Genomic DNA, 15,052 nt, shown 5'->3' on the forward strand with positions numbered 1-15,052 from the left:
ACTGCGTCGTCATGAAACGACGGTGGCTGTTCGCGGATCAGCTCGGTCCCCACTTCCTCGACCACAGGGACCAGCCGGCCCTGCTGATCGAGTCCAGAGCGGTCTTCGCCCGGAAGACGTTCCATCGTCAGAAGGCGCATCTGGTGCTGTCCGCGTTACGGCACCGCGCGGCCGAGCTCGGCGACCAGGTCCGGTTCGAACGCGCGGACACCTACCGGGAGGCGCTCGAACGGGTCCGCGGCGAGCTCAGCGTCTGCGCGCCGACGACGTACGCCGCGGACCGGTTCGTCCGTGGCCTCGAGCGCGTCGAGGTCCTCGCGGCGCGGGGGTTCTCCACCAGCCGCGAGGACTTCGAGGACTGGGCCGGCCGGCGCGGCGCGAAGCGGCTGCTGATGGAGGACTTCTACCGCGAGGCCCGCGTCCGGCTCGACGTCCTGATGGACGGTTCGAACCCGGCCGGCGGCCGCTGGAACTTCGATCACGACAACCGCGAAGCACCTCCGAAGCAACCGAGGCTCGGTACGGCGGAACCGTGGTGGCCCACCGAGGACGAGATCGACGAGGAGGTCCGCGCCGATCTCGACCGCTGGCAGCGCGACGGTGACGTCAGCTTCGTCGGCGACGACGGTCCTCGTCGGTTCGCGGTGACCCGCCGCGAGGCGTTGCACGCCCTGCGCGACTTCGTCGAGCACCGCCTGCCGGGCTTCGGTCCGCACGAGGACGCGATGCTCACCGCGGACGACTGGATGGCCCACTCGTTGCTGTCGGCACCGATCAACCTCGGCCTGCTCGACCCGGTGGAGGTCGTCGAGCGCGCCGAGGACGCCTACCGCACCGGCGACGCGCCACTGGCCTCGGTCGAGGGGTTCGTCCGCCAGCTGATCGGCTGGCGCGACTACATGTGGCACCTGTACTGGCACTTCGGCGACGACTACCGCCGCAGCAACAAGCTGCAGGCCCGCCGGCAACTCCCCGACTGGTTCACCGACCTCGACGCCGGCGGCGCCGTCGAGGCCCGCTGCCTGTCCGAGGTCCTGCGTGGCGTCCGCGAACACGGCTGGGTCCACCACATCCCCCGGCTCATGGTGCTCGGCAACTACGCCATGCAACGCGGCTGGCGCCCCGACCAGGTCACCGACTGGTTCCACCGCTGCTTCGTCGACGGCTACGACTGGGTGATGGTCGCCAACGTCGTCGGCATGTCCCAGTACGCCGACGGCGGCCTGCTCGCCACCAAGCCGTACGCCGCCGGCGGCGCCTACATCGACAAGATGAGCGACTACTGCGGCGACTGCCGCTACAACCCCCGCCTCCGCGTCGGCCCCGACGCCTGTCCCTTCACCGCCGGGTACTGGTGGTTCCTCGACCGCAACGCCGACCGCCTCCAGGGCAACCAACGCATCGCCCGGCAACTCACCGCCCGCACCCGCCTCAAGGACCTGCCCGAGCTCGTCGACCAGGAAGAAGCCCGTGGAAGCAGCACCCCGTGACGCTCGGCTGACCTTGGACCTCGCGGACACCGTCGACCCGGTCGCCGTCTCTTCTCAGCTGCTCCCGGCGGCAGCGTTTCTCAGCAGGGCTTCCGCGGTGGCTGTCCGGGCGTAGAGCACCGAGTGCCCGACGCGGTGGGAGCTGACCAGGCCCGCGGATCGCAGCGCGGTGAGGTGCTGGGAAGCGCCGCCGGCCGTCATGTCGGTGCGGATCGCCAGGTCGCTGGTCGACGCCGGAACGTTCAGCTCGCCGAGGAGCTTCGCGCGCGAGATCCCCAGGACGGCGACGAGGCTCTCGATCGGCGCTTCGGTTGCCGACCACAACGACTCGGTACCACCCGCCGGATAGGTGATCCGCGGCTGGTCGGGAGGCAGGGCGACGGGCCAGGGCCCCGACCACGCGAAGACGGACGGCATCAGGAGCAGCTCCGAACCGTCCATCACCCGCGACGTGCTCTGGCCCGTGTGCTCGACGAGGAGCGTGCGACCGTCCCAGCTCACGGCGGGTCCGAGCTCGTCCAGTGAGCCTTCCCGGCCACGGTCGGTCAGATCCTCGGCCAGGACCGCCCGGATCCGTCCCCAGCGCGGCGCGATGACGGACTTCCAGTAGAGCTCGACCTGGTCACTGAGCTCCGACAACCCACTCGCCGGGTCGTCGTACAGCGCTTCCAGCGGCTCAGGTAGCGGACCTCGTCCAGGCGCAGGGCCAGCCGGTACGCCGGCCGCCCCACGCGTCGACAGCACCCAGCTGAAGAGGTCGAGGTCTCGTCGTACTTGCTGCGAAGTGCTGCTCCGGACGCTCACCAGGTCGGCGGCCAGATCGGGCACCGGCGTACGAGGGGACGCGAACAGGAAGCTCGGCACGTACGGCAACGACGGCTGCACCAGGCTGAACAACATCCCGAGCCGCCGGCGATGGCGCCGCAACCGACGCGTCGCCCACTCGGTCCATTCCGGGTACGCAGCGCGCCCCGCTTCGTCCTGCAGGACCCTGATACTGGCCAGCGCCTCCCACAACGGCGAGAGCACGAACCGCGGTTCGAGCGCGGTGCCCGCGGGGAACCGCAGCGTCAGCACACCGCTCACCGCGTGGCCACCCGCCGGTACCGCGACACGGCCAGGGTCAGGAAGATCGCGATGATCCCGAGCGAGCAGAGCACGGTGTAGAGCGCCGCGTGCTCGGCCGGCCAGCCCTGCGGTTGCGGCAGCGCGGCCGGGGTCGGGTTGCCGAACAGTTCCCGGGCGGCGTTGGCCAGCGAGGTGATCGGGTTCCACTCCGCGACCGTCGCCAGCGGCTGCGGCATCGCCGTGATCGAGACGAAGCCGGACGAGATGAAGGTGGCCGGGAACAACCAGATCAGGCCCAGGCTCTGCGCGACCTCGACGCTGCGCGCGACCAGCGCGATGTACGCGCCGACCCACGACATCGCGAAGGCGAACAGCAGGATCAGGCCGTAGCCGGCCAGCGCGTCGAGCAGGCTGCCGCGGATCCGCCAGCCGATCAGCAGCCCGCACAGGCTGGTGACCGTCAGGCTGATCAGGCTGGTCGCGAGGTCGGACGTCGTCCGGCCGAGCAGGACCGCGATCCGGGACATCGGCAACGACCGGAACCGGTCGACGACCCCCTTCTGCAGGTCGTTCGCGAGCCCGATGGTGGTGAACGAGGCGTTGAACGTGACGGTCTGGGCGAAGATCCCGCCCATGATGAACTCCCGGTACGCGTCGCCTCCGAGGCTGCCCCCGAAGACGTAGCCGAGCAGCAGCACGAACATGATCGGCTGCAGGATGCTGGCGAAGATCGATCCCGGCGTCCGGCGGATGTTCAGCAGGTTCCGCCAGGCCAGCGAGCTGCTGTCCCGGGTCATCTGGACGATGCTCATGCGCCCAGCTCCGCTCTGCTCTGCTCGGCGGCCGCGCCGGTTCCGGTGAGGGCCAGGAACACGTCGTCGAGCGTCGCCCGCCGCAGACCGATGTCGAGCACGTGGATCCTCTCCTGATTGAGTCGTCCCAGCACGGCGGCCAGCGCGAGCTGTCCTTCCCGTACGGCGACCTCCAGCCGTCGGACCCGCCGGTCCACGGTCGGGTCGGCGATCCCGACCCCGCTGAGAATCCGGTACGCCGCGGCGAGGTCGCGCTCGTTGGCCGTGACCAGCTCCAACCGCTCTCCCCCGGTCCGGCTCTTGAGCTGGTCGCTCGTGCCGTTGGCGATCACCCGCCCGTGGTCGATCACCGCGATCCGGTCGGCCAGCTGATCGGCTTCCTCCAGGTACTGCGTGGTCAGCAGCACGGTCGCTCCCTCGCGGACCAGTTCGCCCACCACGTCCCAGGTGTCCAGCCGGCTCTGCGGATCGAGCCCGGTCGTCGGTTCGTCGAGTACGACGACCGGCGGCGCCGCCACCAGAGCGCCGGCCAGGTCGAGCCGGCGCCGCATCCCGCCCGAGTAGGTCCCGGTCAGCCGGTCGGCGGCATCCGTGAGGTGGAACCGGTCGAGCAGTTCGCGGGACGTCGCGGCGGCTTGCCGCGCGCGCATCCCGTACAGCTTCGCCACCAAGTAGAGGTTCTCGAAGCCGGTCAGCTTGTCGTCGACCGCGGCGTACTGGCCGGACAGCCCGATCGACCTCCGGACTCCCTCGGGATCCGCGACGACGTCGCGGCCCGCGACGGTCACCAGCCCGGAGTCCGGTCGCAGCAGCGTGGTGATGATCCGCACGGTGGTCGTCTTGCCCGCGCCGTTCGGACCCAGCAACGCGAAGACCTGACCGGCCGGCATCGCCAGATCGACGCCGTCGAGCGCGACCTTGGACCCGAACGACTTGCGCAGCCCCTCGATCTCCACAGCGTGCTCGCCGCTCAGCTGCTGCCGAGCGACAGGAGCGCGAACCGTCGTTGCCGGCGCGGAGCCACCGTGCGGCGAGCCGCTCCGCAGCCCCTCCACCGGCTGCCGTGCTTCGGGACGGCGAGGCGATTGCGGTGGCGGCGGGCCCTTGCTGCGTCGGTGCCGCGCGCTCACCGGCGGCTCTCCTGCGCCTGAAGGCTCAGCGGCGTGATGTCGGTCCAGTTCTTCTCCACGAACTCCAGGCAGGCCTGACGGGAGTCAGGTCCGAAGACCTGGTCCCACCCCGCCGGCACGGCCGCGAAGTCCGGCCAGAGCGAGTGCTGCTGCTCGGCGTTGACCAGGATCACGTACGTCGCGTCCTCGGACTCGAACGGGTTGGTGGTGCGGTCACTCATCGTCGGTTCCTGTCCATGCTCGGGAGCGGTCGAGGAGCGGCTGAACGGCCGCCTCCTGGCGTTCGGTCAGCACGCGCGCGATCAGCGGCCCGATCTCGGCGAGTGCTTCGGGTTGGGTGAGGCGCGCGTGGGCGGCGTCGACCGGGTACTCGTCGATCTCGCCGGTGATCGCGGCCAGCCAGTCCTGCGGGACGGGCCCGCCGGCCTGACGGTCGGCCGTCGCGGTGACGAAGAGCAGGTCACCGTCGTACGGCAGCGGGACGAAGTCACGCATCAGGACGGCCTGCGAGACGAAGGCGTCCACACTCGCGCCCAACTGGTCCTCGGTCAGCCCGCCCATCGGGTTCCCGAGCTCGCGGTAGACGTCGAGCACTCTCGCCCGATCGATCTGCCCCTCGGGCACCGGCAACCCTTGGTTGTGCAGCAGGGCGGCGAACATCTGCGTCTCGGTCGCCGACTCCAGCCCGTCGGCCGGCGCCTCCGGATAGGCGTCCAGCAGCGCGAGCAGCCCGACCTCCTGCCCGGACGCCTGCAGCTGGACGGCGATCTCGTGGGCCAGGTTGCCGCCGAACGACCAGCCGAGCAGGTAGTACGGCCCCTGCGGCTGCACGGTCCTGATCTGCTCGACGTAGTCGGCCGCGATCGCCTCGATGCTGTCCGGCGTGTACGCCGGGTCCGAGAGCTTGCGCGACTGCAGCCCGTACAGCGGCTGATCGGGAGCGAGGTGCCGCAGGAGCCCGGAGTACGTCCACGAGATGCCGCTGGCCGGGTGGATGCAGAACAGCGGCGGCCGTCCGCCACCGATCCGCAGCGGCAGCAGGACGTCGAGGTCGCCGCCCTCCGTCACCGCGTCGAGCCCCTCGACGAGGCCGGCCACGGTCGGGTTCTCGAAGAGCCGGCGGATCGGCATCTCGACTCCGAACGCCGTACGGACCTTGCTGATCAGCGAGCTGGCCAGCAGCGAGTGGCCGCCGAGGTCGAAGAAGTTGTCGTCGACCCCGACCCGCTCGACGCCCAGCGCCTCGGCGAACAGCTTGCAGAGCAGGTCCTCCCGCGGCGACCGCGGCCCGCGGCCGGCCGTCGCCGGCGCGAGCTCCACGTCCGGCAGGGCCCGGTCGTCCAGCTTGCCGTTCGGTGTCAGCGGCAACTTCTCGACGCTGACGAACGCGCTCGGCACCATGTAGTCCGGCAGTGTGCGGCCGAGAGCGAGCCGCACGTCCTCGGTCTCGCCGACCAGGTAGGCGACGAGCTTGTCGTCCCGCACCCGGACGACGGCCTCGTCGATCCCCGGCAACGCGATCAGCGCGGCCTCGACCTCCGCGGGCTCGACCCGGAACCCGCGCACCTTGACCTGGTCGTCGACCCGGCCGAAGTACTCCAGCGTCGCGTCGTCACGCCAGCGCGCCAGATCACCCGTGCGGTACATCCGCTCGCCGCCGTCCCCGAACGGATCGGCGACGAACCGCTCGGACGTCAGCTGACTGCGGTTGAGGTAGCCGCGGGCGACCCCCGCACCGGCGAGGTACAGCTCCCCCGGTACGCCGGCAGGCACCGGCCGCAGCCGGGAGTCCAGGACGTACGCCCGCGTGTTGTCGACCGGCCGGCCGATCACCGGCCGGATCTGGTCGACCAGGTCCGCCACGACGGAATCGACCGTCGATTCGGTCGGGCCGTAGAAGTTGTAGCAGGTCACGCCGTCCAGCTCGCGAAGCTCGGACCAGAGAGCGTCGTCGACGGCTTCGCCGCCCAGGGCGAGCACTCGCGGACCGCGAGCGCCGTCCAGCAGTCCGGCACCGCGGAGTTGCCGCAGGTACGACGGCGTCGTCTCGATGACGTCGATGCGCTGATCCCGCAGATGCTCGACGAGAGCACCGGCGTCGCGGCGTACGTCGTCGTCGATCAGGTGCAGCTCGTGACCGGCGACCATCCACAGCACCGGGTCCCACGAGGCGTCGAAGGCCAGGGCCGCGGTCAGAGCGACCTTCAGCCGGTCGACGCCCAGTTGTTCCGCTGCCGGTGCGAAGACGCTCGTCCGGTGGTGCTGCAGCAGGTTCGCCAACGACCGGTGCTCGACCACGACGCCCTTGGGCCGTCCGGTCGATCCGGACGTGTAGATCACGTACGCCGGGTGCCGCGGCCTCAGCGGTGACTTGCGCTCGGCGTCGGTCAGGTTCTCGCCGGACTGAGCCGCCATCGACGCCTCGACCGCCGACGAGTCGAGGTCGAGCCGACGCGTCTCCTCCGGCAGCTCGACACCCTCGCTCGTGATGACGGCAGCGGGAGCAGCGTCGGCGAGCAGGTGGGCGATTCTGTCCATCGGGTAGCTGAGCTCGACCGGCAGATAGGCCGCGCCGGACTTCAGTACGGCGAGCAGCGCGACCATCGTCGTCGTCGACCGCCCGAGCGCGACCCCGACGGTGTCCCCCGTACCGATGCCCTGGGCACGGAGAACCCGGGCGAGCCGGTTCGCCGCGGCGTTCAGCTCGCCGCGGTCGAGCGAGCCGTCCGGCGCCGCGACGGCGAGCTCGTGGTCACGCCCGGCCAGTGCCTCGAACGCTTCCACGATCGTGGCCGAGGGCAACGGACGACTGGTGTCGTTCCAGGTCCGCAGCACGGTCTCCACCTCGTCGGCAGCGATCAGTTCGAGTTCGCCGACCCGGCGCCGAGGTGACGCCGCGGCCTCGGTGAGCAGCCGCTCGAGCCAGCCGACCAGGCGCTGCGCGGTGCTGCGCTCGAAGAGGTCGGCGTCGTACTCCACCGTGCCGCTCAGCCCCGCCGGCGACCCGTCGAGATGATTGCGCTCGGCAATCGACAACGAGAGGTCGAACTTCGCGGCCTCGGCCGCGTCCTGCTCGACGACCGTCACGTCCAGCCCCGGCAGGGTGAGCGTTGCCTCCGGCGTGTTCTGCAGCGTCAACATCACCTGGAACAACGGGTGACGGCTGAGACTCCGGGCCGGCGACAGCTCCTCGACGACCCGCTCGAACGGGACGTCCTGGTGCTCGAACGCCGCGAGGTCGCTGGTGCGTACGCGTCCGAGCAGTTCGGCGAACGTCGGGTCACCGGACAGATCGGTCCGCAGGACGAGCGTGTTGACGAAGAAGCCGACGAGTTCGTCGAGAGCGTCATCGGTCCGGCCGGCGACCGGCGATCCGATCGGGACGTCGGTCCCACCACCCAGACGGGACAACAGAGCGGCCAGTCCGGCGTGGAGAACCATGAACAAGCTGACCCCGTGCTCGGCCGCGATCGAGGCGAGGCTGCGGTGCAGTTCCTCCGGCAGATCGATCGGCAGCAGACCGGCACGTCGGGTCGGGGCGACCGGACGTGAGTGGTCGTACGGAAGAGCCAGCTCCTCGGGTACGCCGTCCAGCGCGACCTTCCAGAAGTCGAGCTGCCGCCGCGAGACGCTGTCCGGATCGGCGTCGTCGCCGAGCACCTCCTGCTGCCAGAGCGCGTAGTCGGCGTACTGGACCGGCAGAGCCGGCAACGACACCTCGCTCCCGGTCGAGCGAGCCGAGTACGCCGCGGCGAGGTCGCGCGCGAGCGGAGCCGTCGACCAGCCGTCGGTCGCGATGTGGTGCACGACCAGCAGCAGGACATGCTCGTCGGCGGCGACCTCGTACAGCGTCGCGCGCAGCGGCAGTTCGTGATCCAGCGCGAACGGCCGGGCGACGGCGGCCCTGATCGCGGCCGGCAGAGCAGCCCGATCCGACGAGACCACCGGCAGCTCGACAGCGCTTTCGCTGAGGATCTCCTGGTACGGGACACCGTCGTCGGTCCTGAAGACGGTCCGCAGGCTCTCGTGACGCGACACGACATCGTTGAGCGCCGCGTTGAGCGCCGCTCGGTCGAGCCGGCCCGCGAGATTGAGGGCCATCGGCAAGTGATAGCCGGCGCCGGAGTTCTCGAAGCTGTTCAGGAACCACAACCGGCGCTGCGCGAAGGACAGCGGGACCCGCTCCGGGCGTACGCGCGGCCGCAGCGGAACCTGCGGCGCGCTGCCGTGCTCGGGCCAGCGCGCGGCCAAGGCGGCCGGCGTCGGCGCTTCGAAGACGGTGCGGATCGCGATGTCGACGCCGAGCCTGGCCCGAATTCGGCTGACCAGGCGGGTGACGAGGAGAGAGTGACCGCCGAGCGCGAAGAAGTCGTCGTCCGGGCCAACCTCGTCGGCGCCCAGGGTCTCGGCGAACAGGTCGCACAGCTGCTCCTCGACCGCGGAGCCGGCCTTCCGGCCGGCACCGCTGGTCGTCGGCTCGGGCAGCCGCTTGCGATCCAGCTTCCCGTTCGCCGTCAGCGGCAACTCCGGTACGACGACCACGGCAGCCGGGACCATGTAGTCCGGCAGCTCCCGCGCGACCTTCTGCCGCACTTGCGTCGGATCCAGCAGCGCGCCGGCCGCCGGTACGACGTACGCGGCCAGCCGATCAGGCCCCTCGGCGGGACGGTGGACGACCACGGCGGCCGCCGACACGTCGCGGAAGGAGCCCAGAGTCGCTTCGATTTCCCCGAGCTCGACCCGGAAGCCCCGGATCTTCACCTGGTCGTCGGCCCGCCCAAGGAACTCCAGCACGGCGTCGCGGTTCCAGCGCACCAGGTCGCCGGTCCGGTACATCCGGGTGCCCGGCTCGTCGCCGTACGGGTCGGCGACGAAACGCTCGGTGGTCAGCCCCGGACGCTGGTGGTAACCGCGAGCAAGACCGGCGCCGGCGAGGTAGAGCTCACCGGCGACCCCCGCCGGGACCGGCTGGAGATTCGCGTCGAGCACGTACGTCCGAAGGTTCTGCACCGCGGCGCCGATCACCGGGACCTGCCCGGAGCGGATCTCGGCAACGACCGAGTCGACAGTGCACTCCGTCGGCCCGTAGAAGTTGTACGCACGGAGACCGTCCACCGCGGCCAGTTCCTGCCACAGCCTGCTGTCGACGGCCTCGCCGCCGAGGGCGAGCACCGACGGGCGATGACGGTCGCTGCCGAGGAGACCCAGGCCGAGCAGGTGCTGGACGTACGAAGGCGTCGTCTCCATCGCGTCGATCTTCTGCTCGTCCACGTACGCCAGCAGCGCTTCGGGATCACGCCGTACGTCGTCGTCCAGCAGGTGCAGTTCGTGCCCGTCGAGCATCCACAGGATCGGGTCCCAGGACGCGTCGAACGAGACTCCGGCCGTGTGCGCGACGCGCAGCACGTCCGGGCCGAAGACCTGCGCCCGGTGGCTGTGGAAGAGGTTCACCAGCGCGCGGTGCTCGACGGCGACGCCCTTGGGCCGGCCGGTCGAACCGGAGGTGTAGAGCAGGTAGGCGAGATCCGCCGGGCGCACCGGCGTCCCGTCGTACGCCGGAACCGCGCTGGTCCACGTCGACTCGTCGTCGAGCAGCACCCGCTCAGCCGTGGTGTCGAGGGCGTCGATCATCGACGTGCTGATCACGACCGTGGGACGAGCGTCGGCGAGCATGTAGGCGACGCGCTCGGCCGGGTACTCGATGTCCATCGGCAGGTAGACCGCGCCGGTCTTCAGCACCGCCAGCAGCGCGACCACGGTGTCCGCGCTGCGCGGGAGCGACACGGCGACCGGCTTCCCCGCAACGGCGCCGCGAGCTGCGAGAACACTCGCCAGGCGGTCGGCCCGGTCGCTGAGCTCCTGGAAGGTCAGGCTTCGGTCCGCCGCGACGATCGCCGTCCGGTCGGGGGTCGCGGCGGCCTGCTTCGCGAACAGTTCCGCGACCGTGAGCGCCGGTACGTCGCGGACGGGTCCGTGCCGATCGGTCAGGACGTGGTGACGCTCGTCCGCCGTCATCAGGTCGAGCTCACGCAGCCGGCCCGCCGGGTCCTCCAGTACGGCGTTCAGCAGGCGACCGAGGCAGTCAGCGATCCACTGCGCCGTCGTCGCGTCGAAGAGGTCGGCGTTGTACTCCAGTCCCCCGACGAGTCCCGCCGGGCGGTGGCGCGCGTCGTACTGCTCCGTCAGGTCGAGTGAGAGGTCGAACTTGGCCGCGCCCGTCGTCGCCGGCGGGTGCACGGCGACCTGAAGGTCGCCGAGCTCGATCACCGGGGCCGGTGTGTTCTGCAGGCTCAGCATCACCTGGAAGAGCGGGTTGCGACCCGCGATCCGCTCCGGCTCGAGCTCCTCGACGATGCGGTCGAACGGCACGTCCTGGTTCTCGAACGCCGTCAGGTCGGCGTCGCGGACCCGCTGCAGCAGCGCCTGGAAAGTGGGATCGCCGGAGACGTCGGCCCGCAGTACGAGGGTGGAGACGAAGAAGCCGACCAGGTCGTCCAGCGCGCGTTCGGTGCGTCCGGCAACAGGTGTCCCGATCGGGATGTCCGTGCCGCCGCCCAGCTTGGACAGCAAGGCGGCCAGCGCGGCGTGCAGGGTCATGAACAGGCTCGCACCGTTGTCGGCGGCAAGCTTCGCCAGCCGGGCGTGCAGGTCGGCGGGCAGCTCGATCGGGACCGTGCCGCCGGCGCCCGACGGCGTGAGCGGCCGCGGGCGGTCGGCCGGCAGAGCCAGCTCGGCCGGCAGCTCGTCCAGCGCCCGGCGCCAGTGGGCGAGCTGGCTGGAGATCCGGCTCTTCGGGTCGTCCTCGTCACCGAGCAGCTCGCGCTGCCAGAGCGCGTAGTCGGCGTACTGGATCGTGAGCGGCGCGGTCGGTGCTCCCGAGTACGCCGCGGCGAGGTCGCGGGCGAGCGGTTCGAGCGACCAGCCGTCGGCGGCGATGTGATGGACCACCAGCAGCAGCACGTGGTCGTGCGGCGCGAGCTGGATCAGCGTCGGGCGGATCGGGAGCTGGTGCGCCAGATCAAAAGGCGCCGACGCCAGCCCGGTCAGCTCGTCGTCCAGCTGCTCCGCAGTACTGGAGACGATGTCCAGCGTCACGTCCGCCTGCGGCAGGACGTGCTGGTAGGGCTCGCCGTCGACGTCGTCGACCATCGTGCGAAGGCTTTCGTGCCGCGCGACCAACTGCTGGAGTGCGCTCTGCAGCGCGGCCCGGTCGAGTTCTCCGGTCAGGCGCAGGGTGATCGGCAAGTGGTAGTCGGCAGAGGCCGGGTTGAGCCGGTGCATGAACCAGAGACGCTGCTGCGCGAACGAGAGCGGCAGCTGCTCCGGCCTCGCTGCCGGACGCAGCGGCGGCCGGTCGTCGGCGGCGGAGATCCCCAGCCGCTCGGCCAGCAGCGCGGGCGTCGGCGCCTCGAAGAGCGCGCGGATGCTGAGATCGGTCGCCAGCTGTTCCCTGATCCGGCCGACCGCACGCGTCGCCAGCAAGGAGTGCCCGCCCAGCGCGAAGAAGTCGTCGTCGACACCGACCGACGGCAGCTCGAGCACGTCCGCGAAGATCCCGCACAGTGTCTGCTCGAAGTCGGTCGCCGGCTGACGGCGGGTGCTGTCGGCGCGGTCGGCCGGCAGCGCAGTCTTGTCGAGCTTGCCGTGCGCGGTCAGCGGCAATTCGTCGAGTACGACGATCCGCTGCGGCACCAAGTAGTTGGGGAGCACCTGTGCGAGCTGTTCGCGCAACTGCTGCCCGGACGCCGCCGTTACGGCGTACCCGATCAGGCGTTCGCCGCTCACGACCACCGCGGCCTGGCGAACGTCGTCCAGCGCGTTGAGCGCGGCCTCGACCTCGCCCAGCTCGATCCGGAATCCACGGATCTTGACCTGGCCGTCGGACCGGCCGAGGAACTCCAGGTCGCCTCCGGCGGTTCGGCGTACGAGGTCGCCGGTGCGGTACATCCGCTCGCCGGCGGCGTCGTACGGGTTCGCGACGAACCGCTCCGCCGTGAGTTCGACACGACCGTCGTAGCCGCGGGCGACGCCTGCTCCGGCGAGGTACAACTCCCCCGCCTGGTCGACCGGCGCCGGCTGCAACGACGAGTCGAGCACGTACGCGCGCACGTTGCCGATCGGGCGGCCGATGGACGGCTGGTCCGCCTCCGGCGTCAGGCGCGTGATCACCGAGTCGACGGTCGCTTCCGTCGGTCCGTAGAAGTTGTAGACCACCAGGCCCGGCGCGTTGCCGAGCTCCGTCCACAGCGACGAATCGACGGCCTCGCCGCCGAGTGCCCAGACCGTCGGGCCGCCGTTGCCGAGCGCGCCCGCCGACAACAGCTGACGGACGTACGACGGCGTGGTCTCGACCGAGTCGATGCCGGTCTCCGCGAGGTAGCGGACGCACTCCTCGGGATCGCGGCGTACGTCGTCCGGAACGATGTGCAGCTCGTGGCCGGCCAGCATCCACAAGATCGGGTCCCAGGCCGCGTCGAACGCGACGCCGGCCAGGTGGGCGACCCGCAGCACCTCGCGGCCGGTCGCCTCGACCGCATCGGCGAAGATCGTGGCCTGGTGGCTGGCGAACAGGTTCGCCAGCGAGCGATGCTCGACGGCCACGGGCTTCGGTCGGCCGGTCGAGCCAGAGGTGTAGGTCAGGTACGCGAGGTCGGTCGGAACCGGCGGCGTCAGGTCGCTCGCAGCCGACCCCGTCAGCTCGCTCAGAACCGGCGGCGTCAGCGCGGCCGGAGCCGTCGACTCAGCGCCCCCGTCTCCCTGCGCGCGCGTCAGGCGATGCTTCGGCGCGCCGGCCGGCAGCAAGCTCGCCGTCGCGTCGTCCGTCACCACGAGCGCAGGCGCGGCGTCCTCGATCAGCAAGGCCAAGCGCTCCGACGGGTAGGACACGTCGAGCGGCAAATAGGTCGCACCGGTCTTGCTGACAGCGAGCAGCGCGACAACGGTCTCCACCGACCGAGGCAGAGCAGTCGCGACGACGTCCCCGCTGCCGATACCGCGGGCAACCAAAGTCCGCGCGAGGCGCTCGGACTCATCGTCCAACTCGCCGAAGGTCAGGCTCCTGCGCTCGTCGGACACGGCGATGCCGGTCGGGGTCTTCAGGCACTGCTCGGCGAACAGCGCCGGCAGCGTGGTCTCGGGCGCACTCGCCGCGGTGTCGTTCCAGCCGCTGACGACCTGGTGCCGCTCGTCCGCGGTGAGCAGGTCGACGTCACCGACCTGCTGGTCCGGCGTACTGATGAGCGCGCGCAACATGCTCACGAACTGACCATGATGTCGCTGCAGGTCATCGGCGCTGTAGCGGTCAGGGTTGGCGGCGAGGTCGATCCGCACGCCGTGGCTGGCGGAGATGCCCTGCACGATGACCGACAGGTCGTCGATCGGGCCGACCGACAGGTTGTGCATGGCCGCGTCGTGCGACCCGAACTCCATCTGCGGGTCGAACGGCAGGATGTTGATCGTCGGCCCGTGCAGCGCGGCCTCACGGCTCAGCCCGAGGTCCCTGCGCAGGTCCTCCGCGCGGTAGCGCTGCCGCTTGAGCGCGGCGCGGGCGTGCGTGACGGTCTGCGCGACCAGCTCGGTGAAGGTGGTCGCGGGCGTCACACGAAGCTTGAGCGGGATGACGTTGGAGAGCATCGACGGCGTCGTCTTCTGCAGCTCGGAGCGCCGCGACATCACCGGCAGCCCGAAGACGACCTCCTGGTCGCCCGTCGAGCGGTGCAGGAACGCGGCCATCGCGGCGATCGCCAGCATCGACCAGTCGGTTCGGAGCCCACGCGCCCTGATCCGCAGCTCTTCGGCCTCGGCCGGCCCGAACTGGCCGGTGTGCTGGCTGAAGGTGTGCGCCATCGGGGCCGGCTCGCTGAGCAGCGTCGCCTCGGGCAGTTCGCCGTACGTCGTACGCCAGAACTCGCCGTCGGTCGTGTACTGCTCGGAGTCCGGGTAGGTCAGGTCGTCGGCGACGAGCTCGGGCAACGCGCCGTACCACGCCGCCTCGACCTCCTCGCCGAGCTCGAGCGCGCGGTAGATCCGGGCCAGCCGCAGGATCAGCAGCGTCGCGCCGTAGCCGTCGACCAGCAGGTGGTGGATGCGCTGGTAGAGGTAGAACCGCTCGTCCTCGAGCTGCAGCAGCGCGGCCCCGAAGAGCCGGTCGCCGGTCGGGTCCAGCGGCGTGTTGATGTCCTGGTCGAGCCACGCGCGTGCCGCCTCGGCGGGATCGGCTTCGGCGCTCAGGTCGACGATCGGCAGCGACCAGTCGCCGAGCGGCTCGATCACCTGCAGCGGCCGTCCGTCGACCTCGCCGAACCGCGCGCGGACCGACTCGGCCTCGGTGATCACCTGCCGGATCGCCTGCTCCAGCCGTGCGGCATCCACCGGTCCCCGGATGTCCAGGTACTGCCCGATGTTGAACATCGGCGAGTCCGGGTCGAGACGCTGGGCGTACCAGACCCCGGTCTGGGCGGCGGTCAGGGGAATTGCCTCACGCAGGGAAAACACAGTACCTGGCCTTCGGGTCGGAAGCTTTTTCGCGCAGCCCGGAGCAACATTTCGGCGG

At 70.7% G+C, this 15,052-nt stretch carries 6 protein-coding genes; 1 reads left to right on the forward strand and 5 read right to left on the reverse strand.

Annotation, left to right across the window (positions count from 1 at the left end):
- Positions 1 to 11: 11 nt before the first annotated feature.
- Entirely contained in the window at positions 12 to 1,490 is a 1,479-nt protein-coding gene (locus tag HDA39_RS11655; protein WP_184795240.1) for a cryptochrome/photolyase family protein, read from the forward strand.
- 54 nt (positions 1,491 to 1,544) lie between these two features.
- Here the strand turns inward: HDA39_RS11655 and HDA39_RS11660 are convergent, their stop codons facing one another.
- From HDA39_RS11660 to HDA39_RS11680, 5 genes are all read right to left on the reverse strand, one after another.
- Complete coding sequence (locus HDA39_RS11660) at positions 1,545 to 2,576, reverse strand: ArsR/SmtB family transcription factor (RefSeq protein WP_184795241.1); 1,032 nt, start codon at positions 2,574 to 2,576, stop codon at positions 1,545 to 1,547.
- Entirely contained in the window at positions 2,573 to 3,370 is a 798-nt protein-coding gene (locus HDA39_RS11665) for an ABC transporter permease (protein ID WP_184795242.1), read from the reverse strand. Before HDA39_RS11665 ends, HDA39_RS11660 begins: the two co-directional genes overlap by 4 nt.
- A complete protein-coding gene (locus HDA39_RS11670) occupies positions 3,367 to 4,425 on the reverse strand; it encodes an ATP-binding cassette domain-containing protein (RefSeq protein ID WP_337925714.1) in 1,059 nt (352 codons plus the stop codon). The genes HDA39_RS11665 and HDA39_RS11670 overlap by 4 nt, the downstream gene beginning before the upstream one ends.
- A gap of 71 nt (positions 4,426 to 4,496) precedes the next feature.
- On the reverse strand, positions 4,497 to 4,721 hold the full coding sequence (locus tag HDA39_RS11675) for an MbtH family protein (RefSeq protein WP_184795243.1): 225 nt from the start codon (positions 4,719 to 4,721) through the stop codon (positions 4,497 to 4,499).
- The gene (locus HDA39_RS11680) at positions 4,714 to 14,994 is read right to left on the reverse strand and encodes an amino acid adenylation domain-containing protein (protein WP_202892959.1); all 10,281 of its coding nucleotides are present in this window, start codon (positions 14,992 to 14,994) and stop codon (positions 4,714 to 4,716) included. Before HDA39_RS11680 ends, HDA39_RS11675 begins: the two co-directional genes overlap by 8 nt.
- Positions 14,995 to 15,052 lie beyond the last annotated feature (58 nt).

Origin of the sequence: Kribbella italica (assembly GCF_014205135.1) — a bacterium.
Taxonomy (GTDB): Bacteria; Actinomycetota; Actinomycetes; order Propionibacteriales; family Kribbellaceae; genus Kribbella; species Kribbella italica.

Excerpts from the sequence above, each read along its gene's own strand:
- HDA39_RS11655 (WP_184795240.1), top strand. The coding sequence starts at position 12 with ATGAAACGACGGTGGCTGTTCGCGGATCAGCTCGGTCCCCACTTCCTC.
- HDA39_RS11675 (WP_184795243.1), bottom strand. The coding sequence starts at position 4,721 with ATGAGTGACCGCACCACCAACCCGTTCGAGTCCGAGGACGCGACGTAC.
- HDA39_RS11665 (WP_184795242.1), bottom strand. The coding sequence starts at position 3,370 with ATGAGCATCGTCCAGATGACCCGGGACAGCAGCTCGCTGGCCTGGCGG.